Source organism: Xenorhabdus ishibashii (assembly GCF_002632755.1).
GTDB lineage: Bacteria > Pseudomonadota > Gammaproteobacteria > Enterobacterales > Enterobacteriaceae > Xenorhabdus > Xenorhabdus ishibashii.
Map to the genome: position 1 here is coordinate 1,564,480 of NZ_NJAK01000001.1, position 23,725 is coordinate 1,588,204.

The 23,725-nt window shown below is 45.0% G+C and carries 17 protein-coding genes and 1 pseudogene; 8 read left to right on the top strand and 10 right to left on the bottom strand.

All coding sequences use genetic code 11. The features are described 5' to 3' along the window. Positions 1–17 precede the first annotated feature (17 nt). A complete protein-coding gene (sthA, locus tag Xish_RS07480) occupies positions 18–1,415 on the top strand; it encodes a Si-specific NAD(P)(+) transhydrogenase (RefSeq protein WP_099117326.1) in 1,398 nt (465 codons plus the stop codon). Here the strand turns inward: sthA and oxyR are convergent. The 5 genes from oxyR to argC form a co-directional block, all read right to left on the bottom strand. After that, entirely contained in the window at positions 1,407–2,324 is a 918-nt protein-coding gene (oxyR, locus tag Xish_RS07485) for a DNA-binding transcriptional regulator OxyR (protein ID WP_099117327.1), read from the bottom strand. The genes sthA and oxyR overlap by 9 nt on opposite strands. 90 nt (positions 2,325–2,414) lie before the next feature. After that, positions 2,415–3,797: an argininosuccinate lyase gene (gene argH / locus Xish_RS07490; RefSeq protein ID WP_099117328.1), complete on the bottom strand. Its 1,383-nt coding sequence runs from the start codon at positions 3,795–3,797 to the stop codon at positions 2,415–2,417. A gap of 62 nt (positions 3,798–3,859) precedes the next feature. After that, entirely contained in the window at positions 3,860–5,071 is a 1,212-nt protein-coding gene (locus Xish_RS07495; RefSeq protein WP_099117329.1) for an argininosuccinate synthase, read from the bottom strand. Between the two features lie 55 nt (positions 5,072–5,126). Continuing rightward, positions 5,127–5,900 carry an acetylglutamate kinase gene (gene argB, locus Xish_RS07500; protein WP_099117330.1) on the bottom strand — a complete coding sequence of 258 codons (774 nt, stop codon included), beginning with the start codon at positions 5,898–5,900 and terminating at the stop codon, positions 5,127–5,129. Between the two features lie 86 nt (positions 5,901–5,986). Further along, a complete protein-coding gene (gene argC / locus Xish_RS07505) occupies positions 5,987–6,991 on the bottom strand; it encodes an N-acetyl-gamma-glutamyl-phosphate reductase (RefSeq protein ID WP_099117331.1) in 1,005 nt (334 codons plus the stop codon). Between the two features lie 116 nt (positions 6,992–7,107). Here argC and argE point away from each other — a divergent pair, with 116 nt between their 5' ends. Further along, entirely contained in the window at positions 7,108–8,265 is a 1,158-nt protein-coding gene (gene argE, locus Xish_RS07510; protein WP_099117332.1) for an acetylornithine deacetylase, read from the top strand. 1,217 nt (positions 8,266–9,482) lie between these two features. Here argE and Xish_RS19365 read toward each other — a convergent pair. Beyond that, positions 9,483–9,788 (bottom strand): annotated as a pseudogene (locus Xish_RS19365) (hypothetical protein); the annotation flags it as partial. 332 nt (positions 9,789–10,120) lie between these two features. Between Xish_RS19365 and metF the strand changes: the two are divergent. After that, positions 10,121–11,008 (top strand): methylenetetrahydrofolate reductase, encoded by an 888-nt coding sequence (metF, locus tag Xish_RS07525; RefSeq protein ID WP_099118697.1) that lies wholly within the window; start codon positions 10,121–10,123, stop codon positions 11,006–11,008. A 57-nt stretch (positions 11,009–11,065) separates the two neighbouring features. Here metF and ppc read toward each other — a convergent pair whose 3' ends face one another. From ppc to metB, 3 genes are all read right to left on the bottom strand, one after another. Next, complete coding sequence (ppc, locus tag Xish_RS07530; protein ID WP_099117335.1) at positions 11,066–13,702, bottom strand: phosphoenolpyruvate carboxylase; 2,637 nt, start codon at positions 13,700–13,702, stop codon at positions 11,066–11,068. A 287-nt stretch (positions 13,703–13,989) separates the two neighbouring features. Then, on the bottom strand, positions 13,990–16,425 hold the full coding sequence (locus Xish_RS07535; protein WP_099117336.1) for a bifunctional aspartate kinase/homoserine dehydrogenase II: 2,436 nt from the start codon (positions 16,423–16,425) through the stop codon (positions 13,990–13,992). 2 nt (positions 16,426–16,427) lie between these two features. Next, positions 16,428–17,588 (bottom strand): cystathionine gamma-synthase, encoded by a 1,161-nt coding sequence (gene metB, locus Xish_RS07540; protein ID WP_099117337.1) that lies wholly within the window; start codon positions 17,586–17,588, stop codon positions 16,428–16,430. Positions 17,589–17,880: 292 nt separating this feature from the next. Here metB and metJ point away from each other — a divergent pair, with 292 nt between their 5' ends. Beyond that, on the top strand, positions 17,881–18,198 hold the full coding sequence (gene metJ, locus Xish_RS07545) for a met regulon transcriptional regulator MetJ (RefSeq protein WP_092520271.1): 318 nt from the start codon (positions 17,881–17,883) through the stop codon (positions 18,196–18,198). An 82-nt stretch (positions 18,199–18,280) separates the two neighbouring features. On the opposite strand, the gene rpmE is transcribed toward metJ, so the two are convergent. Next, positions 18,281–18,496, bottom strand: a complete 216-nt coding sequence (gene rpmE, locus Xish_RS07550) for a 50S ribosomal protein L31 (protein ID WP_099117338.1) — start codon at positions 18,494–18,496, stop codon at positions 18,281–18,283. 219 nt (positions 18,497–18,715) lie between these two features. Between rpmE and priA the strand changes: the two genes are divergently transcribed. The 4 genes from priA (at position 18,716) to hslV (ending at position 23,723) form a co-directional block, all read left to right on the top strand. After that, positions 18,716–20,914, top strand: a complete 2,199-nt coding sequence (gene priA / locus Xish_RS07555; RefSeq protein WP_099117339.1) for a primosomal protein N' — start codon at positions 18,716–18,718, stop codon at positions 20,912–20,914. A gap of 221 nt (positions 20,915–21,135) precedes the next feature. Beyond that, positions 21,136–22,161, top strand: a complete 1,026-nt coding sequence (gene cytR / locus Xish_RS07560; RefSeq protein WP_099117340.1) for a DNA-binding transcriptional regulator CytR — start codon at positions 21,136–21,138, stop codon at positions 22,159–22,161. 72 nt (positions 22,162–22,233) lie between these two features. After that, positions 22,234–23,055, top strand: coding sequence for a cell division protein FtsN (ftsN, locus tag Xish_RS07565; protein WP_099117341.1), 822 nt, complete (start codon positions 22,234–22,236; stop codon positions 23,053–23,055). 137 nt (positions 23,056–23,192) lie between these two features. Then, positions 23,193–23,723, top strand: a complete 531-nt coding sequence (gene hslV, locus Xish_RS07570; RefSeq protein WP_045967964.1) for an ATP-dependent protease subunit HslV — start codon at positions 23,193–23,195, stop codon at positions 23,721–23,723. Positions 23,724–23,725 lie beyond the last annotated feature (2 nt).

Here is a 23,725-nt window from a genome sequence, read left to right on the forward strand (position 1 = left end):
AAACAGGTCTTTCCTCTATGCAACATACTCATTTTGATGCCATTGTGATTGGCTCTGGTCCCGGCGGGGAAGGAGCAGCAATGGGGTTAGTAAAACAAGGCAAAAACATTGCTGTTATAGAACGTTATAATAATGTCGGTGGTGGGTGTACTCATTGGGGCACCATTCCGTCGAAAGCGCTCCGCCATGCCGTTAGTCGTATTATCGAATTTAATCAAAATCCTCTCTACAGTGATAACTCCCGCATTCTTCGCTCCTCGTTTTCAGAAATTCTGCGCCATGCTGAAGTCGTTATTAATCAGCAAACGAAGATGCGCCAAGGATTTTATGAACGTAATCGTTGTCGAATGTTTGCAGGAGAAGCCACTTTCATTGATGAACATCGGGTAAGTGTGCGTTATGCCGATGATAGTGTTGATATCTTGAGTGCAGACAACATTATCATTGCCACCGGCTCCCGTCCCTACTGCCCTCCCGATGTCGACTTCACCCACTCCCGCATTTATAACAGCGACACCATATTGCAACTGGATCACGAACCACGCCATGTCATCATTTATGGTGCCGGAGTGATTGGCTGTGAATATGCCTCCATTTTCCGCGGATTGGGTGTTAAGGTGGATTTGGTCAATACCCGTGATCATCTTCTGTCCTTTCTTGATCAAGAAATGTCTGATGCCCTCTCCTACCATTTCTGGAATAGTGGCACTGTCATCCGCCACAACGAAGAATATGAAAAAATTGAAGGCGTTAATGATGGTGTCATTGTTCATCTGAAATCTGGCAAGAAAGTCAAAGCGGATTGCCTGTTGTATGCCAATGGCCGAACAGGTAATACGGACAAGCTAGGCTTAGAAAATGTCGGACTGGAAACAGACAGCCGAGGTTTACTGAAAGTCAATCGCGTCTACCAAACCAGCAATGAAAACATCTATGCCGTTGGTGATGTTATTGGCTATCCCAGTTTAGCTTCTGCGGCTTATGATCAGGGGCGCATCGCGGCAAAAGCAATGACAACCGGCAATGCGAACTTGCATCTGGTGGAAGATATTCCAACCGGAATTTATACTATTCCTGAAATCAGCTCAGTGGGTAAAACCGAGCAGCAATTAACCGCAATGAAAATCCCTTATGAGGTAGGACGCGCCCAATTCAAGCATCTGGCAAGGGCGCAAATTGCTGGTATGAATGTGGGTAGTCTTAAGATCTTGTTCCACCGTGAAACAAAACAGATTTTAGGTATTCACTGTTTTGGTGAACGTGCCGCAGAGATCATTCACATCGGTCAGGCCATCATGGAACAAAAAGGTGAAGGCAATACTATCGAATATTTCGTTAATACTACCTTCAATTATCCCACAATGGCGGAAGCCTACCGTGTTGCGGCACTCAATGGACTAAACCGATTATTTTGATGTTTTTCTGAGCATTGCGAAATAGTTGCCCATTTTAGTCCGAATCGCCTCTGCCAGTTGCTCATAACGACCACGCAGAGGTGAGCCAGGACGATAAACTAATATCACGGATCGCTTGGGTTCCGGTTCGTAACACTCCAGATAACAAATCCCATCCCGCTTTCTCTCATTCGGAACAGACAAATCAGGTAATAATGTAATACCGCTGCCTGCTGCGACCATATTGCGCAAAGTTTCCAGACTGGTTGCCCTAAAATGGGTATCTTCTTTGGCTCCCGCCTGAAAACAAAATCCCATCGCCTGATCACGCAAGCAGTGCCCATCTTCCAGCATCAATAGTTTTTCGCCGGATAGCTCACCCATTTTAACTTTGTCCCGTTCCGCCCATTTATGCTCCTCATACACCGCCAGCTTCATAGGCTCTTCAAACAATGGCACTTCGATAAATGCTTCGGTCTCTTTCACTAACGCCAAAATAGCGCAGTCAAGCTTTCCACTATCAAGTTGTGCCAATAAGTTTTGGGTTTGTGCCTCATGCAGGTACATTTCCAATTTGGGGAATAATTTATGCAGCTCAGGGACAATAAGTGGCAGGAGATAGGGGCCGATTGTGGGAATAAGACCGATATGCAACGGTCCAGACATACTTTCACCCTGAAGGGAGGCCATTTCCTGCAAAACTTTTACTTCTCTCAATACGGTTTTGGCCTGTTCCACCAGCAGCATACCCTGTTGGGTAAATAATACCTTGCGGCTAGTGCGTTCCAGCAGCATCACACCAAGCTCATCCTCCAGTTTGCGGATTTGCCCGCTCAGGGTCGGTTGGCTGACATGACAAGCATCAGCGGCTCGGCGAAAGTGTCGATGTTCAGCAAGTGCTACAAGGTATTCCAGATCGCGGATATTCATTCCCAACCTCAGCATTTGATATCAATGATAATATTGATCAATAAATCATTATATCCACGAGGGGAAAAAACTATCAACTGCGTGTGATTATTAGTGTTTTTCCCTAAGTCGTTGTTTAGCCTGATTTATCGCTTGCTTCACTTGTTCTTGCGCTACACCGCCTTTTGCCAGTCGCTTATCCAAACAAGATTGCAACGATAAAACGTCATACACATCCACAGCAATCACGTTACTGAATTCTTGCAATTCAAGCAGAGAAAACGCCTCCAGTGCCTTACCTCTGCCAATTGCCGTCACAACAATTTCACCAACAATGTGATGAGCCTCGCGGAACGGAATACCTTTCGCCACCAGATAATCAGCCAGCTCAGTCGCATTCGCATACCCTTGTTTTGCTGCTTCTTCGCAACGAGGGCGTTTTACCTGAATACCATCCAACACCAGTATCGCCATATGCAAGCAATCCAACCAGGTATCCAGCGCATTGAACAAGCCTTCCTTATCTTCCTGCATATCTTTATTGTAGGCGAGAGGAAGCCCTTTCAGAGTCATCATCATTCCCGTTAATGCGCCTTGAACTCGGCCACACTTGCCACGGATCAGTTCCAACGCATCTGGGTTTTTCTTTTGCGGCATCAAGGAAGAGCCGGAGGTTACCCGATCTGACAACTCAACAAATCCGGCCTCTCCGCTGTTAAAGAAAATCAGGTCTTCAGCAAAACGCGAAAGATGAATCATACTGATGCTCGCATCTGATAGCAGTTCCAAGACATGATCACGATCAGAAACACTATCCAGACTATTACGTGTCGCGGAAGTAAAACCAAGCCATGACGCCAGTTGTTCACGATCAATATCATAAGCCGTTCCTGCCAGCGCGCCGCATCCTAACGGACTGACATCCAGCCGTCTTAGTGCATCTTGCAAGCGGCTTTCATCACGACTAAGCATTTCCACATAGGCTAAACACCAATGGGCAAAAGTGACGGGTTGCGCCCGCTGTAAATGGGTATAACCTGGCATTACCGCATCCTGATTGTTTTCAGCAGTGAACACCAACGCTTGTTGCAACTCAACTAATGCTGTCAGAATGTGAGCGATCTGATCTTTGCACCATAATTTCAGATCCGTTGCGACCTGATCATTACGGCTGCGCCCCGTATGGAGTTTTTTACCCAAATCCCCCACTTTCGCAATAAGTTGCCCTTCTACCCAACTGTGAATATCTTCCGCATCGCTTTGCAAAATGGCCTTGGGATTGACTCGCACTTCATCCAGTAACTCATTTAAAGCCAGTTCCAGCTTTTGCTGCTCTTCGGCAGTTAACACTCCTACCGTAACCAATGCTTTTGACCATGCAGCCGAACCAACAATATCCTGCTCCGCCAAACGATAGTCAAAACGCAGTGAATCATTAAATTGCCTGAACCGCTGATCGGCTTCCTGACTGAAACGCCCACCCCAAAGTGCCATAATATCGTTCCTGTTTTTCCTAATTGCTATTTTCTAATTGCTAAAAGTTGATTACCCAAAAATTACTTTTTGCTGTTCAAAGCACGAATACGTGCAGAAAGCGAATAGAGGCGAATAAACCCTTCGGCATGACGATGATCGTAAACTTCATCTTCTCCAAAGGTGGCGAACTCTTCAGAATAGAGGCTATTGGCTGATTTTTTCTGCACTGCCGTTACCTGCCCTTTATAAAGTTTCAGAACCACTTCACCGCTGACGCTGGTCGCTAAAATTTCTGCTGCCGCTTGGATTGATTGACGCAATGGCGCAAACCAACGACCGTCATATACAACATAAGACATTTCCAGCCCTAGTTGTTGACGCCATTTGAAACTATCGCGATCCAAAACCAGTTGTTCGATGCCACGCAGTGCTTCCATCATGAGGGTTCCCCCTGGAGTCTCATAACAACCGCGGGATTTCATCCCTACCAGACGGTTTTCCACGATATCGATCCGGCCAATGCCATGCTTAGCACCCAACTCATTTAACTTATCAAGGCATTGATAGGGTGAAAACGCCTGACCATTCACGCCAACCACCTCACCTCCTTCAACCGTCACCGTGACATATTCCGGTTCATTGGGCGCCTCTTCTGGCTCTGCTGTCCATACCCAGCAATCTTTATTGGCCGCATTCCACGTACTTTCCAAAACCCCACCTTCGGTTGAAATGTGCCAGGCATTTTCGTCACGGCTGTAGATTTTCTCCAGTGTTGCGGTTGTCGGGATATCACGAACTTTTAAATAATCCAGCAGCGCTTCACGGGAACGCAAATCCCATTCCCGCCACGGAGCCACAACTTTCAGATGGGGTGCCAAAGCGGTATAAGTACTCTCAAACCGAACCTGATCATTTCCTTTACCAGTTGCACCGTGGGCAACGGCATCTGCTCCCACTTTCAGAGCCAGCTCAACCTGTGCCTTGGCAATAATTGGGCGAGCCATTGACGTACCAAGCAGATAACTTCCTTCATACAAGGCGCCCGTTTTCAGCACTGGATAAACATATTCTTTGATAAACTCTTCACGCAGATCAACGACGTGGCATTCAGCAGCACCAGAACGTAATGCTTTCTGCTCCACACCTTCCAGATCTTCACGACTTTGGCCGACATCAGCGACAAACGCAATCACCTCACAATTGCCATAATGTTCTTTCAACCACGGAATAATGGCGGAAGTATCTAAACCACCTGAATATGCCAGAACGATTTTCTTAATGCTTTTAGTCATAGGAATAACCTTTTTAATTTTAATAAAAACTTAAGTTCGGTAAATACACGTTCAATTACGCCAAAATTCGTGTGCCAATAGGTATGCCATTAAATAATGCAATCAACTGATCTGCATGACGCCAACTCGCGATATCCACTGGCTGTCCGAGTGTTTTTGCCGCGTCCAATGCTGCATTCACTTTTACTATCATGCCGTCAGTGATAATGCCCTGATCGATAAGCTGCGCGATCTGCTCTGCCGTGACTTCTGGGAGCTTTTTCCCTTTCCCATCCAGAATACCGCTGACATCGGACAACAAGATCAAATCTGCATTCAGCACTTGTGCGATAGCCGTCGCAGCTTGATCGGCATTGACATTCATCAATTCACCCTGTTCAGTGATACCAATTGAGCTGATAATCGGCATATAGCCCAAATCCAGCAAAACCTTCAGGAGATCAGGTGTCCCTGATTGAGCCTTTCCAGTGTGACCAAGCTCTTCATCCAGTTGAGAAACTTTAACCATTCCCCCATCTCCCAGACATAATCCGATGGCAGGTAAACGATACTTTGTTGCCCACGCCAGCAATTTCTTGTTGGCAGTTCCGGCCAACGTCCCCGCAATGATGTCGATTTGATCCTCAGGCGTAACCCGCAGACCTTGTTTCTTCAAAATCGGCATCTGCAACCGTTGCATCAGTTCATCAACAAAGCAGCCACCGCCATGTACAATAACCAGCGGACGTTTATGTGTTTTTCGGTATAACTGTAATGCGGTAAATAACCGTTCCAGCGCTTCTTCACTATCTAACAACACACCACCCAATTTGATAACTAACGGTTCCATTGGATTTATCCTCTGTCGGTATTAATATCTGTAGGGATCTTAATTTTTCGGCATTCAGCTATTTTAGAAATTAAACATGTTAATAATTAAAGTAACGCCTGAGTTTCTTCATACCCAAAACGAATATTCATGCACTGCACGGCTTGTGCCGCGGCCCCTTTCAACAAATTATCCTCAGCCCCTACGATGATCAGGTGCTGCCCCTGAACAGCAAAACCAATATCGCAAAATGGCAAACCAACCACAGCTTTCAACGCGGGAACCCCTTTGCTATATAGCCGTACCAACGGCTTATCATGATACGCCTGTTGATAAGCTTCTCTAATTTGTGCTTCTGTCACACCAGATTTCAACTTACAGGTAATTGTGGCAAGGATACCGCGTGAGAAATTGCCCAAATGAGGGGTAAAAATCACCTCTGTACCTAAATGAGTAGTGATTTCAGGCTGATGACGATGGTTAAAAACACCATATGGTTGCAAACTAATTTCACAGAAACTATTGGTGATCGACGCTTTTCGACCTGCACCACTGACACCGCTGACTGCGTTGATAACAGGCCAATGCCCTGTATCTAATAAATTTTGTTCAAGCAGCGGTTTCAGGGAAAGTTGGGAAACGGTAGGGTAACAGCCGGGAATAGCAATCAATTGTGCTTGCTTGATTTTCTCTGCTTGCCATTCTGCCAATCCATATACAGCTTGCTTCAACCACTGAGCATTTTTATGCTCAAATCCGTAGTATTTTTTATAAAACTGTGTATTTTGTACGCGATAGGCACCAGATAAATCAAATACGATACAACCTGCTTCCAGAAATATTGGGGCAATATCATGGCTGACTTCATGAGCAGTAGCGAGGAAGACCACATCAATTCCTTTTGCTGTATCAATCACATCGGTCAACGGCTGTAAGGGCAAATCAAGAATACCCCTATATTGTGGATAAAGTTCTGAAAAACATTTCCCCGCATCTGAACTTTGAGAAGAAACCATCAAGCCGGAGAGATGGACATGGGGATGACGTTGCAGATATGCTGCTAACTCAGCTCCGGTATAACCACTGGCACCAACTATCAGCGTATTCAACATGGGATTTATTCACCTTATAGTATTAACCCAATAGTATTAATCCAATCACTACATTGAATTTATATGCAACTAAAATGCATTAATATTGATACTATTATGATTAAGGGCTGTCAACAGTGAATAGTAAATTACCGTCTTTTATTAAATTATATCATCAGCTCATTGCAGCTCCTTCTATCAGCGCAACTGATGCTGAACTCGATCAAAGCAATGAAATTGTTATCAATCTGCTGGCGGAATGGCTAAAAGAGATCGGGTTTTCCATTGAAATTCAAGCCGTTCCTGAAACCAGAGGTAAATTCAACCTGCTGGCAACATTGGGCAGTGGTTCGGGTGGTTTACTATTATGTGGTCATACAGATACCGTTCCTTTTGATGAGGGGCGCTGGACACAAGATCCCTTCACACTGACCGAACGCGATGGCAAGTTATATGGGCTTGGGACGGCCGATATGAAAGGCTTCTTTGCCTTTATCGTTGATGCGTTGCGGGATATCGATGTCAACAAACTCTCTCACCCCCTTTATATTCTGGCGACCGCTGACGAAGAAACATCAATGGCAGGTGCACGCTACTTTGCTGCCAATACTCATATTCGGCCTGATTTTGCCATCATTGGCGAACCCACATCATTACAGCCAATCCGCGCCCATAAAGGGCATATAGCCAAGGCTATCCGCATTGAAGGAAAATCGGGACATTCCAGCGATCCAGCGCGGGGCGTCAATGCCATTGATCTGATGCACGAATCCATTACCCAGCTAATAAAACTACGCCATACCTTACAAGAGCGTTATCACAATCCGGCGTTCGTCATCCCTTACCCGACCATGAATTTCGGCCATATTCACGGTGGTGATGCCGCAAATCGCATTTGTGCCTGCTGCGAGCTGCATATGGATATCCGCCCGTTGCCTGGATTGACCTTGCAGGATCTGAATGGGTTGCTGAATGATGCACTGGAACCCGTAAAACAGCGCTGGCCTGATCGCCTGAGCGTGACAGAACTTCATCCCCCCATTCCGGGCTATGAATGTCCCACAGACCATAAGCTGGTGGGCGTGATTGAAAAACTGTTGGGAACCAAAGCAGATACCGTCAATTACTGTACGGAAGCACCTTTTATTCAGGCGTTGTGTCCAACATTGGTTTTAGGGCCTGGATCGATTGAACAAGCGCACCAGCCCGATGAATTTTTAGATATGGCATTTATTGAACCAACGAGGAAATTGCTTTCACAGCTTGTGGCGCATTTTTGTTTGAATGCGGGTTGATACTCCTATAACCCCGATGAGTAAATCGGGGTTTTTCGCTATTTAGAGCTAAGGAAAAATTTTTAATCCCATTGCTTATATCCCATCCCAACAGCCTTTCTTCCTCCTTCACAATAGAACATAAGGTCTCTAGGCAATAGCGTAATGCAATATGATATGGATTCTGAATTTCATCTTTGTTAACGTTCAGTTTGTGCTTTTTAAGCACACATGATGACAATATAAAATTACTCTCACCAGTGAGTTTTAGTGTTCGTGTGTTACCGCATTTGTACTTAATTTCAATATATATCAATTAATTATATTAACTCTGATGCTGTATATTGTTCCAGTATTTATTGCCGTTTTTTCGTTTTTGCAACATACTGTGGGGTAATCTCTGGGGCAACAAATACCTTGGGATGGAGATCTAAATGGCAGCGGGAATAAATCGATTATCAGATAAAAAACTCAAAGCATTGCTGGGAGCTCCCTCCGACAAGGTGATTGATTATAAATAAAGATGAAGAAAAGTAATCCAGTTTTTTGGGTGAATTATATTTTAATTGTAGGTTAAGGTTATTATTTGTTTTTGAATAGATATTTAATGAATGATAATTGAAGTTTTTAAATAGGCCACTGAAAAAATGGCCTATAATTTAAATAGTTTTTATCTTGATTTGAAAATAAGATAATTTGATGCAGGTGATGAGTTTACAACCTGCGAGGCGATAGTTTGAAAATATAAAAGTTAAAATACTAAGAGGTAACATGAATATTAAGAAAACAATAATAATATAATATAATGCATCAGGGTGTTGTATTATGGTTGCTATAAAAACAATAAACATACAGATTAACATTGCTCTTAATGATGAAAAAGAATCATCGGATGTTTTCATTATCCAAGCAAGAAAATTTCCATCAGTTGTTTCTCTCTCAAAAGAGAAATATCTAATTAAAGACAATTGCTCTTTAAATGTAAACAGTTTAATTATTGACTTCCTAATTTTTTTGTCATGAGTTAATCGCATAGTTATCCCAAATTTATCAGATTAAATCGTAATTTATTTTTAATTCAGCATAATATAATAGAATGAATAGTAGTAGTTACTCAAGTATAACAATTAGATGAGCTTAAAAACAAGATTTGGTCACGCATTAAATCCATTGATTAGCATACTGACCTCATTTCATCCCCGTGGGGTAATTAAATGACTTTTTTACCTTATGTATAACTAAAACCTATTAAAAATCAATAGGAAATAAATTAATGCTAGGTTATCGTCACTGATGATAGAATTCAGTCGATCTAAGAACTGATTCTTTTCCTCCCTATTCTTAAAAATTGTAAAGTCTCCTTTTTCTTTTCGGATTTCATTTTCATGAAGGATCACAAGGCCATGACCGAAATAGTCAAATTTAAGCTTCTGCAACTTTGGTAGTACTTTCGAAAGATAATGTTCCTTATAGAAAATACAAAATGCTAAAACAGATACAGGATAATCTTTATCAAGTTGCACCAAGCCGTGATCTCCACTTTCATCAACATATACTACAAAGTCGCTAAAACCTCTTTATTCATCAATGGATAATTTTTTTGAGTAATTAGTTGGCTCTCAGCACTATTCATACTTTCCTCTTTCCTTGTTTTAATTTTTACTTATCTATTAGGTCAAAATACAAACTATACCCCAACATGAATTTCTTTCCTGATCACTTTGAATATTCCTCACTGGGAATAAGGCATTTCTCGATTGACTAAAAACTCCACTTCACCCATTCTATTTGGACATCTAAACGGATAGACATGCAAACATTTAAACATCTAAAAATAAGCGGGCAGAAGTTCCGCTTGTTCATGAGGGCACAGGGTATGAGTTTTTTTCACGCTAATCAGCGAGAAGCGCTGAACCAGAATCTGGCTGAACTTGAAGGGCAAATTCGTGTTTCCTTTGAATTCTTTCCACCCAGAACGGCTGAGATGGAACAAACCCTGTGGAAATCCATTGATCGCTTGAGCAAGCTGAGACCTAAGTTTGTTTCTGTTACCTATGGTGCCAACTCTGGCGAACGCGATCGCACTCATAGCATTATCAAGGGCATTAAAGAAAAAACAGGCCTTGATGCCGCCCCACACCTGACTTGCATTGATGCCAGCCGTGAAGAACTAAGCAACATTGCTCATGATTATTGGCAAAACGGTATTCGTCATATTGTGGCATTACGTGGTGATTTACCGGCTAACGGTTGTAAACCAGAAATGTATGGTGCTGATTTAGTTGAGCTATTAAAAAAAGAAGCGGATTTTGATATCTCTGTTGCCGCTTATCCAGAAGTGCATCCAGAAGCGAAAAGTGCACAGGCAGACTTGATCAATTTAAAACGTAAAATTGATGCCGGAGCCAATCGCGCCATTACCCAATTCTTTTTTGATGTAGAGAGTTATCTGCGTTTTCGTGATCGTTGTGTCGCAACAGGAATTGACGTAGAAATTGTACCAGGGATCTTACCAGTCTCGAACTTCCGTCAATTGCAGCGATTTGCTTCAATGACTAACGTTCGGATCCCAAGCTGGATGACCAGAATGTTTGAAGGATTAGATGATGATCCGGAAAGTCGCAACTTAGTCGGTGCATCTATTGCAATGGATATGGTGAAAATTCTCAGTCGTGAGGGCGTGAAAGATTTTCATTTTTATACTCTGAATCGGGCAGAATTGAGTTATGCCATCTGCCATACATTGGGAGTACGCCCTTGTTAAAACTAAAAAAGCCGAATAGTTTCCCCATTCGGCTTCTATGATTCAAAAATATTTAAACTATCCTGTATTGCGCATGCCTGCCGCAACGCCGGCAATTGTCACCATCAGCGCCTGCTCAAGATGTGGATCAGGATTTTCCTGCTGACGGGAACGCTGTAGTAATTCGGCCTGTAGTACGTTCAACGGATCGGTATACACGTTACGCAAGGCGATAGATTCGGCGATCCACGGCAAATCTGCCATCAATTGTTCATCTTGTGCAATGGTCAATACCGTTTCGATATCCTCTGCCAGTTGGTTACGCAATTTTACGCCTAACGGCCACAGCTTCGGTTCTACCAAACGCTGATCGTAATATTCGGCTAACCACAGATCTGCTTTGGCAAACACCATCTCCAACATGGCAATACGCGTATTGAAGAATGGCCAATCGCGACACATATCCGTTAAAACTGGCAAGTTACCAGCATCGATCACTCGTTGCAGCGCTGCACCAGCGCCTAACCATGCAGGCAACATCAAGCGGTTTTGCGTCCAGGCAAATATCCACGGGATCGCTCGCAAGCTTTCAACGCCTCCTGTCGGGCGTCGTTTAGCCGGCCGCGAACCCAAAGGCAGTTTTGCCAACTCTTGTTCCGGTGTTGCTGCCCGAAAATAAGGCACAAATTCCGGTTGCTCACGCACATAATCACGATACATGTCACAGGAAATATCGGAGAGTGTATCCATAATCTGGTGCCATTCCGGTTTCGGCTCCGGTGGCGGCAATAAGTTTGCTTCCAAAATCGCACTGGCATACAAGGCCAAACTACTGATCGTTACCTGCGGTAAACCAAACTTAAAGCGGATCATTTCTCCCTGCTCCGTTACGCGAAACCCGCCTTTCAGGCTACCCGGTGGTTGGGAGAGTAACGCCGAATGGGCAGGAGCACCACCACGGCCAATTGTGCCACCACGCCCGTGGAACAGGGTCAGTGTCACTCCCTCTTTTTCACACACTTTGATTAATGCATCCTGTGCCCGATATTGTGCCCACGATGCCGCCATCACCCCTGCATCTTTGGCCGAATCGGAGTAACCAATCATCACCATCTGCTTATCTTTAATTAGATCGCGATACCACTTAATTCCCAATAGTTGTCGAATCACGCCTTCTGCATTGTTCAGATCATCAAGGGTTTCAAACAACGGCGCGACAGGCAATGACAATGGGCATCCCGCTTCTTTCAGCAATAATTTCACTGCCAAGACATCAGAAGGCACTTTTGCCATGGAAATAACATAAGCCGCAATCGAATCTTGTGGTGATTCAGCAATAACCTTGCAGGTATCGAAAATTTCTTGCGTTTCTGCGCTTGGCTGCCAATCACGCGGGGTTAGAGGACGTTTTGATTGCAACTCTCTCAACAAAAACGCCTGTTTTTCGGCTTCAGGCCAACTCGCATAATCTCCCATTGCCAGATATTGCGTCAGCTCAGCAATCGCATCAGTATGGCGGGTACTTTCCTGACGGATATCAATGCGCACCAAAGACAAACCAAAGCAACGAATGCGACGCAAGGTATCCAGTAATTGCCCGTTTGCGATAATTTCCATACCACAATTTTTCAGGGATTGATAACAGGCATATAGCGGTTGCCATAGCTGTTCGTTATGCAGAAGTAGATCCGCTGGTGGTAGCGCTTGCTCGCCTTTAAGACATTTTTCCAGATAGGCCAGCGTGTTACTTAATTGCGTGCGCAATTGTTTGGCAATCTCACGGTAAGGCTCTAAAACATGCTCACCTCCCGCTATTTGGCGAAGTGCGGGCGTACATTCCGACATCGAGAGTTCAGAAACTAAAACCTGAATGTCTTTCAAGAACAGATCGGCAGCCTTCCAACGGCTCAGCAATAAAACATGACGAGTAATTTCGGCGGTAACATTAGGATTACCATCACGATCGCCTCCCATCCAAGAAGTAAAACGTACCGGCACCGCTTCCACTGGCAAGCTATGATCAATGGATTCTTCCAGTTGCTCATTGAATTCTCGCAAAAATGCCGGCACACCTTCCCACAAGCTGTTTTCAACCACAGCAAAACCCCATTTTGCTTCATCAATTGGAGTAGGACGGTTCTTACGGATCTCATCCGTATGCCATGATTGGGCAATCAACTGACGCAGTCGGCGCATGATGTTATTACGTTCATAATCGGCCAAATCGTCATGATCAAGCTGTGCCAGACAGCCATTAACTTCAACCAGCTTATGAATCAGGGTACGGCGGGCAATTTCTGTCGGATGAGCGGTCAGAACCAATTCAATCGCCAGCTCATTGACTGCCTTGATCAAATCGTCATTGCTGAATTGTTTGTCTTTGAGCCGGTTGAACAATGCTGCCAGTGCTACCGGATTACTTGCCGCTTCGCCATGTGGAGAAATGCTGTGATATTGTTCGGCAACATTAGTCAGGTTTAAGAACTGGTTAAACGCGCGGGCAACAGGCAATAATTCATCATTGGATAAATTTTCCAACGTCGATAAAAGTTGCTGGCGATGAGTTTCGTTACCTGCTCTGGATGATTTAGATAACTTCCTGATCGTTTCAACTTTATCAAGAATATCTTCTCCCAAAGCTTCTTTAATTGTATCGCCCAGCAACTTACCGAGCATACTGACATTACTTCGCATTGCAGAATATTGTTGATTCATGTGGTTCCTGACCTTGTGTTGCTGTATGTCACCTATTTCACCAATGGATTGGTGACCCTATTTTCTGTCTGAATGTTTCATGTTTTGCTGTAAAACGTATTCTTCTGTTTATTTCTAACGTTCTATTCATATCAGAAAATAAACAATTTGGGCGGATTTTATGAAATTTTAAAAGAAGAAAAAGGTTGTTTGATTGATTGGATAGCGGTACGAACATCAGCAGGGATAACCTGTTATATCCCTGCTAAAGTTTGATGGATCAATATCTTGCCTATAGAGATATAGGACTACAGAAGTTGCGACAGTCGATTTAAATCCGATTGGATTGCTCCCGCGGTGACATCTCGTCCCGCTCCTGGCCCACGGATCACTAACGGATTATCACGATACCAACGGCTTTCTATCGCAAAGACATTATCTGCCGGCAGCAGCGAAGCTAATGGATGATCGCTACGCACTGCTTCCACACCAACTTTTGCCTTACCACTGGCATCAAAACGTGCAACATACCGTAGTACCATGCCCATTTCCCGTGCCGCTTCCAACCGTCGCAACATCTGTTCATTAATAGCAGCACTATTTTCAAAGAATTCTTCGATAGAACCGCTACGAGCCTCTTCCTGCACCAACGATTCAATACGTACATGATCAGGCTCTATTTCATAACCCGCTTCGCGTGCCAGAATAACCAGCTTACGCATCACATCCTGACCAGAAAGATCAATGCGCGGATCAGGTTCCGTTAACCCCTGTTGCCATGCTTGTTCAACTAAATCACTGAAAGGCACAGAGCCATCAAACTGCAAGAACAGCCAGGATAATGTGCCGGAAAAAATACCACTGATGGACAAAATGGTATCACCGCTTTCCCGCAGATCCCTGACTGAATGGTTAATCGGTAGCCCTGCACCCACTGTGGCGTTGTATAACCAATGACGCCCTGTTTTTGCAAAAGCATCGCGGATCATACGGTATGTATTGCTGCTGGAAGAACCTGCGACTTTGTTGGCACTGATAACGTGGAATCCATAACTGGCAAAGTAGATATACTCTTTGGCCAATTCTTCACTTGCCGTGACATCCAATACCACTAAATCATCATAAGGATGTGCCCGCATCCATAAAAACAGAGCATCTTCTTCATGTTCAGTCGCTTCGTCATCAAAGAAGGCCAATGCCCGACTGGCATCAATACCCTGATAATTCAGCAAACTCCTACGACTATCGACGACACCCGCCAGAATAAATTCAAAATCGCTGCGAGCGGAAATATTTTTCTGCTCACGAGCAAACAGTTCCAGCCAACGGGAACCAATATTCCCTTTACCAAACAGCACCAAACCAATGCGTTTTTCTGCCCTAAACAGGCTTTGGTGCAATCCCTGAATCAAATGCGATGTCTGATTTAAACGCAGTACAGCAACCAGACTAATGTCATCTTCTGCATGCCAGATAAATTCAACTGGCTGATCTTTTAATTGTTGATAAAAACGATGGCTATGCAGCGGATTTTTGCATACCCCTGCTCCCACTAACGCCACCAGCGCCAGGCCTTCACGCAAAGAAAGTTTGCCGGGTAAGGAAGCATCCTGCAAAACATCAAGAGCGCTATTCACAATCTCAGCGGTATAGCAAAGTTGGATCAAGTTGCAATCTGCATGTAATCCTGTTGCCAATGGCCGGATTTGAGCACGCTTCAACAAAGAATCAATATCCTTGTAAATTTGCTTGAAATCGTGGGTAGAAGAAACATGCAATTCAATCAGGCAGACATCATCATGGCTGGTCACAATTTTGGCGCCAGTTCCCGTTGCCAGCACTCGTTCAATACGGGTGGAGCCTTGTTCAGGCTGGTAACTGCAACGCAATTGCAGTTCAATATCGCTGAGAGAAACAGGCTGCAATGTACGGGTATGAAGCACGGGCGCGGCCAAACGTGCTAATTCACTGGCTTCGTCCAAACGCAGCAATGGCAGCAGGCAGGCATCTTTGACTTTGCGCGGATCAGCACTGTAAACCCCCGCCACATCACTCCAAATTGTGACTTTTTTGGCTCCCGCCAAAGCCCCAACTTGGGTAGCAGAATAGTCACTGCCATTGCGCCCCAATAATACCGTTTCCCCCTTCTGATTACTGGAGATAAAACCGGTAACCACTAAACGCTTATTGGGGTTTTGGATCAATAATTGACTAAGCAGAGGCTGAGATAAACTGATATCAACTTGCGGCTGAGCAATGCGCTCTGCCCGCAGGAATTGACGCGCATCCAGCCATGCACTGGAGATACCTTGATTTTCCAGCACTGCCGCCATTAAACGGGCAGACCAGATCTCGCCATGACCAACAACTTCCGCATATGTAATATCTGTGATGGGCTTGTCCAACAATACACTCAATCTTTCCAGATCAGCGATAAACATTGCGTTTAGTTCTTCTGCAATTGCTTCGGGCAACAAACCACGGATCAATTCTTGCTGGTAACGCCGCAAAGACTGCTGTATTTGATGTGCGGATATTCGGTCACTCTGACTTAACTTCAGCCAATCGATCAACTGGTTGGTTGTACTCCCCGCAGCCGATACCACCATCAAATCACCCGGCTGGCTGTAATTCACCATAATTTCAGCAACCCGCTGATAACATTTCACATCAGCCAGACTACTGCCACCAAATTTATGTAACTGACGGGCAGATTCCGCCCCTGCTGTTGCCAATGTACTCATGATTACCTCGTTTCCGCTGCCTGAAACGCAGTGTCCAGATCAGCAATTAAATCCTGACTATCTTCAATTCCTACAGAGACACGAAGAAGCAAATCCGTAATCCCTGCCTGAGCCCTTGCTTCTGCCGACATTCCCGCGTGTGTCATTGTTGCGGTATGGGAAATCAACGATTCCACACCACCGAGAGATTCAGCCAAAGTAAATAATTTTAACGCAGATAAAAAACGACGCATGGCCAGTTCATCACCATCCAGTTCGAAACTTAGCATCGCCCCAAACCCTTGTTGTTGTTTAACCGCAATTTCATGCCCTGGATGGTTTTTCAACGCAGGATAGAAGAGTTTTTTCACTTGGGGTTGCTGTTGCAGATAATCCACAATGGCAGCAGCATTTTTTTGTTGGAGCAATACGCGGGCAGATAATGTACGAATGCCACGCAGTAACAGATAGCTATCAAAAGCCGCGGCCGTCACTCCAATATTGTTCGCCCACCAAGCCAACTCTTCCGCGATAGCTGAATCTTTAGCGATAATGGCTCCCGCAATCAGATCAGAGTGTCCATTCAAATATTTCGTGCAGGAATGCACCACTAAATCCGCCCCCAAATCCAATGGCTTTTGCAGTACCGGACTTAAGAAAGTGTTGTCGACGACAGCCAAGGCTCCCACTTCATGAGCCAATTCACAAATGTATTGAATATCCACGATCCGTAACAGAGGATTACTCGGTGTTTCAATCAGTACCAATTTGGGTTTTTTAGTCAACGCTTGTTTCAGTGCTTGCTCATCTGACTGATCAACAAAAATCACATTGTATGCACCGCGCTTACTTAGACTGTCAAACAGGCGGTAACTACCACCATAACAATCATGAGGCGCTACCAATAAGTCCCCTGGTTGCAGGAATACCGTACAGAGCAGATGGATCGCTGACATGCCACTGCTGGTCAAGATGGCGCCGGCACCCCCTTCTAACTCAGCCAAAACCTGTTGAACTACATCACGGCCAGGGTTGCCACGACGTGAGTAATCATGCGCCCTTGGCTCATTGAAACCCATAAAATTATAGGTACTGGAAAGATAGATAGGAGGAACAACACAACCATATTGTTCATCAATATTTGAACCACTGTGAACCGCAATTGTCGCTTGCTTACATCCCATAACCTTTACCCGTCATCGTTATTATTAGCGTCACGCAAGAATAACGACTGAAAAGATAGACGTCAATACATCTAGACATCCAAATTATTTTGCGGTTTAATACTACAATTTCATGGCTGTCATTACACTTTATATGTCTTCTGGTTATATTTTATAAATTAGTGCGGGTGAGGCGATATAGTCGGTAGCCTAATTATGTTAGACTATTGAATTACCGATATGAAAACAGATCAGACATCCCTTCCAACTTCTGATCTCAATTACTTGATTCAAAAATTATTTAAGGTATCTCATGGCTGAGTGGAATGGTGAGTATGTCAGCCCTTATGCTGAACATGGCAAAAAAAGTGAACAGGTCAAAAAAATTACAGTTTCAATTCCGCTAAAGGTATTGAAAATCCTGACTGATGAGCGCACTCGCCGTCAGGTAAATAATCTGCGTCATGCAACAAACAGCGAATTGTTGTGTGAAGCTTTTCTGCATGCGTTCACTGGACAGCCTCTGCCTAATGATGATGATTTGCGCAAAGAACGCCATGATGAAATCCCGGAAGCCGCGAAAATCATGATGCGTGAGCTCGGTATTGATCCGGAAACGTGGGAATATTGATAACAAAAACGCCCGATGCCAAACATCGGGCGTTTTTGTTTTGACTATCCGGCCTGCATTGATAACAGACAGGAAAACGTCATTACTTCTTAGTACCTGGAACGCTGAAACGTTTGTTAAAGCGATCAACACGACCACCAGTTGCAACATCACGCTGCTTACCGGTATAGAACGGGTGGCATGCACCACAGACGTCCAGGTTCAGATTGTGAGCTACAGTAGAGTTGATTTTGATTACATTACCGCAAGAGCAAGATGCAGTAATTTCTTCATATTTAGGATGGATACCTTGTTTCATGGGAAACCTCTGTTCAGGCCGTGTCGCTATCCAGCCTTATTTTGCCGCCAGACACCACACGTCGTGTTGATAAAAAATATGTATCGGTAATTTCTATACCAAAGGCGGCGGATCATACAGAATATCTGTTTATTGCGCAATGAAATCTGCAGATTTGCTATGATACGCTTATCGGTATACGTTCTTTCGCCTGGTCATTAATTATCCGGAAATTGCCTTATGACAGTTGTTCAGGTTGCATTACCTGTCCCCCTAACTCGCACGTTTGATTATCTACTGCCTACAGGATTACCTTTGCCCGCTATCGGTGTTCGAGTATTCGTACCTTTTGGTAAGCGTAATGCGATAGGTATCGTCACTGGTATCACTGATAGCAGTGAATTTCCTCCTGAACAACTCAAGTCTATTTCCACTATTCTTGATGTCCAGCCCCTTTTTCCCAGCGATCTCTGGCAATTGCTCCTGTGGGCAGTCAGCTATTATCACTATCCGCTGGGAGAAGTTTTGTTTCATGCCCTGCCAGTCTTGCTACGGCAGGGAAAACCGGCAGAATTTTCCCCACTCTGGCAATGGCAAGTCACTGAGGCAGGCCGTGAACTCCCGCTTACACAACTCAAGCGCTCCGCCAAACAACAAAAGGCGTTGGCCGCTTTGCGCCAACGCCCCGTTTATCGTCATCAAGTCTCTGAATTGGAGTTAAGTGAAAGCGCACTGCAATCACTGAAAAAGAAATCACTGATCGCTCTGCATCCCACCCAGCCAGAAGCGGAAAATTGGCGTGCGCATTTTAAAACCATTGGCGAGCGGTTAAAGCTCAATACAGAGCAAGCTACTGCGGTCGGTGCCATCCGCGCAGAAGATAAAACTTTTTCTCCGTGGCTACTGGCAGGGATCACAGGATCGGGTAAAACAGAAGTCTATCTTAGTGTACTGGAGAACATTCTTGCACAAGGTAAACAGGCTCTCATTTTAGTGCCGGAAATTGGTTTGACGCCACAGACTATCCGCCGATTCCGTGAACGTTTTAACGCCCCTATCGATGTTCTGCACTCAGCCTTGAATGACAGCGAACGGTTGGCAGTCTGGCTGAAAGCGAAAAGAGGGGAAAATGCCATCGTCATCGGTACACGATCTGCCCTGTTTACCCCCTTTGCACATCTGGGGGTCATTATTATCGATGAAGAACATGACAACTCTTACAAACAGCAAGAAGGCTGGCGCTATCATGCCCGCGATCTGGCAGTGTTTCGGGCGAAAAAAGAGAGCATTCCGATTATTATGGGTTCTGCCACTCCCGCACTGGAAACGCTATATAATGTGCAACAGGGGAAATATCGCCAGCTAACCTTAACTCAACGGGCAGGCCACGCTCAACCAGCCACGCAGCATTTACTCGATCTGAAAGGCTTGCCATTGACGGTTGGATTATCCCAGCCGCTCATCAATCGCATTGGTGAACATCTCAAAGCTGACAATCAGGTGATCCTATTTCTGAATCGTCGTGGCTATTCTCCTGCCCTGCTCTGTCACGAATGCGGCTGGATAGCAGAATGCCAACGTTGTGATCACTATTACACCCTACACCAAAATCATCGCCACCTTCGCTGCCATCACTGTGATAGCCAGCGCCCAATCCCACGCCAATGCCCGCAATGCGGCTCTACTAACCTAATTCCCGTAGGCTTAGGCACTGAGCAACTTGAAGATGGCATTACAAAACTGTTTCCCGATACTGCGGTTACCCGTATTGACCGTGATACCACCAGCCGCAAAGGGGCACTGGAACAGCAACTGGCCGAAGTACATCAAGGTGGTGCCCGCATTTTGATTGGTACTCAAATGTTGGCGAAAGGCCACCATTTCCCCGATGTGACACTGGTCGCCTTATTGGACGTCGATGGTGCCCTGTTTTCTGCTGATTTTCGGGCTGCTGAACGTTTTGCCCAACTCTATACTCAAGTCTCCGGTCGGGCAGGACGAGCAGGAAAGCGAGGAGAAGTCGTCCTCCAGACCCATCACCCAGAGCATCCACTTTTGCAAATATTGTTGGAAAAAGGCTACGATGCCTTTGCCCAGCAAGCGATGGAAGAACGCCATCAAGTTCATTTGCCACCTTTTGTGAGCCATATTCTGCTCCGCGCAGAAGATCAGGATAATCAACAAGCCCCCGCATTTTTGCAACACATGCGCCAACTGTTTGAACATCATCCACAACATGATGGTCATTTATGGATCATGGGACCAGTACCCGCATTACAGGCTAAACGTGGCGGCCGTTATCGTTGGCAGTTGATGATTCAGCATCCTTCGCGCATTTTCCTCCAGAAAATGATGGCCGGAATCTATCCTCAAATCACCGCATTGCCACAAGCACGGAAAGTGAAATGGAACATTGATGTTGATCCCACTGAAAATTGATAATTATTTCTTTAATTTGCGAAGTACCTCTAAGAAATGATTTATATCACACTTTTTATGCAAACAAAGTAACAGGTTGATCTGTTAATCGGTTTAAAATGAACTTATTAATATAACTGAACAAAATAATCCGCCAGCACTCCCTTCTCAGGAAAGACTGGCGTTTTTTTAGTGGCCGGATAGCAATCGTTTCGCTGCCTGTGGAGAGTGAGGAGTGAACTATGGAAAAAAAGAATTTCGCACAGGCAACCATGAAAGATGTTGCCAAAGTGGCTGGCGTTTCTACCGCAACTGTATCAAGAACATTAATGAATCCTGACAAGGTTTCTGCCCGTACACGTCAGAAGGTTGAGAATGCGGTATTGGAGGTTGGTTACTATCCCCACAACCTGAGCAAAAATTCACGGCGCAATGAATCCAGAATTATATTGGTTATTGTTCCCAATATCAGTGATCCTTTCTTTACTGAGGTTATTCGGGGCATTGAAGAAACCGCTACTGAACATGGTTACTTGGTTCTGATTGGTGATTACAGGCATCAACAGCAGCAAGAACATGCATTTATCAATCTTCTGATCACCAAACGCATTGATGGTATGGTGCTACTGGGTTCCGACATCCCTTTCGATGTTTCCAAAGAAGAACAAAAAAATCTGCCTCCCATGGTGATGGCTAATGAATTCGATCCGGCACTGGAACTCCCCACTGTCCATATTGACAACCTGACAGCCGCCTTCAATGCCACCCATCATTTGCAAAAACTGGGGCACACACGTATTGCCTGCATTACTGGGTCGGAAACCATGCCACTGTGCCACTATCGCTTGCAAGGTTATGTCCAGGCATTGCGGCGCTCAGGGCAAGACATTCGCGAAGAATATATTATCCGCGGTGATTTCACCCATGAAAGCGGAGCGACATTGGCGGCAGCACTGCTTACCTTGCCAGAGCCTCCAAGCGCTATTTTCTGCCATAGTGATGTCATGGCAATGGGCGCAATGTGGCAAGCTAAAAAAATGGGATTAAAATTACCAGAAGATCTCTCTATTGTCGGTTTCGATAATTTAAATCTGGCTCAATACTGCGAACCAGCTTTAACCACGGTGGGACATCCCCGTTATGAGATTGGGCATCACTCCATTTTGTTGTTGCTGGAACAGCTCCAAGGCGGTCTGGTATCCAAAGGTTCACGGTTATTGGAGGCAGAATTGATTATTCGTGCGAGTACATGTTCGCCTAAAAGCTAGGCAAATAACGACAGCTTAAGTAACATTAGTTATCTATTCTTCAATTTTTTAAATAACTTAGTGAATTAAACAGTGGCACAACGAGATTATGTGAGTCGCGGGCGTAGCAATCCCCGTCGGAAAAGTACTGGTAAGAAAAAAAATCAGTCTCAAGGATTACCCAAAACTACATTAGCCGTTGCTGTGGCCTTGGTGGTCATGTTTATTGGTGGGCTTTATTTCATCGTACACAATAAACAGGAGGGAAATAAGCAGGAAGAAAGTGCACAAAATGCTTCACAGTCCCATCAAACCAAGGGGCACGGCCTGCCACCAAAACCAGAAGAGCGCTGGAGTTACATCAAGGAATTGGAAAACCGTCCTGTTAATGAATCTTCTATACAGGAAGGCGATGCAATCGTAAATAAACCACTAAACCAGCCCCTTCAACTAACACCTGAGCAGAAACAGCTACTCGAACAAATGCAAGCAGATATGCGCCAGCCGCCTATTTCATTGAAAGAGGTGCCTTATAACAGTGAACCTGTTCCACGTTCACGTGTGTTGATCAATCCTCCTGCGCAACAACAAAATACTGAACAGACTTTGCCAGAACAAAAGCCAGCAGCCGTGCCGGAAAAAAGGCCTTTATCTTCTTCCCAAGCCAATACAAAGTCTGAAATCAATGAGGCGAAATTGATGCTACAATGTGGCTCTTTCCGCACAATGGAACAGGCAGAATCCGTCCGTGCCAGTCTTGCGTTTGCAGGCATTGAAAGTCAGATTACCACGAAAGATAATTGGAACCGTGTTGTACTTGGCCCTTATAAAAATAAAGCCAGCGCTGAAAAAATGCGCGAACGGGTTGCAGGAGCTGGTGTACCTGGCTGTATTCTCCGCCCCACTAGGGGTTGAAAAAGCGGAAAGCTCCCCCATCTTAGTCTCTAATAATATACACATGGTGCTTTTATCAGCAGTGCGTAAGCAATTGTGGGATAACACATTCATGCTCCGTGTGTACCATCTTCTATTTTGTAACCAGGGGCTAACTCGTGACTACAATCGTAAGTGTTCGCCGTAATGGCAAAGTCGTCATCGGTGGTGATGGACAAGCAACAATGGGTCATACCGTTATGAAAGGCAATGTCCGCAAAGTACGCCGCCTTTACAATGACAAAGTCATCGCGGGTTTTGCCGGCGGTACTGCTGATGCTTTCACACTGTTCGAACTGTTTGAACGGAAACTCGAAATGCATCAAGGGCACCTGACCAAAGCAGCCGTTGAACTAGCCAAAGACTGGCGAACGGATCGCATGCTACGCAAGCTGGAAGCCCTGCTTGCTGTCGCAGATGAAAACGCTTCTCTGATCATTACAGGCAATGGTGATGTGATTCAGCCAGAAAATGACCTTATCGCCATTGGTTCCGGTGGATCATACGCACAGGCCGCAGCCCGCGCTATGTTGGAAACAACTGAACTCAGTGCCAGAGAAATCGCAGAACGCGCTTTAACTATCGCTGGCGATATCTGCATCTACACCAACCATAATCACAACTTCGAAGAACTGCCTTCGAAAGCGTAAGG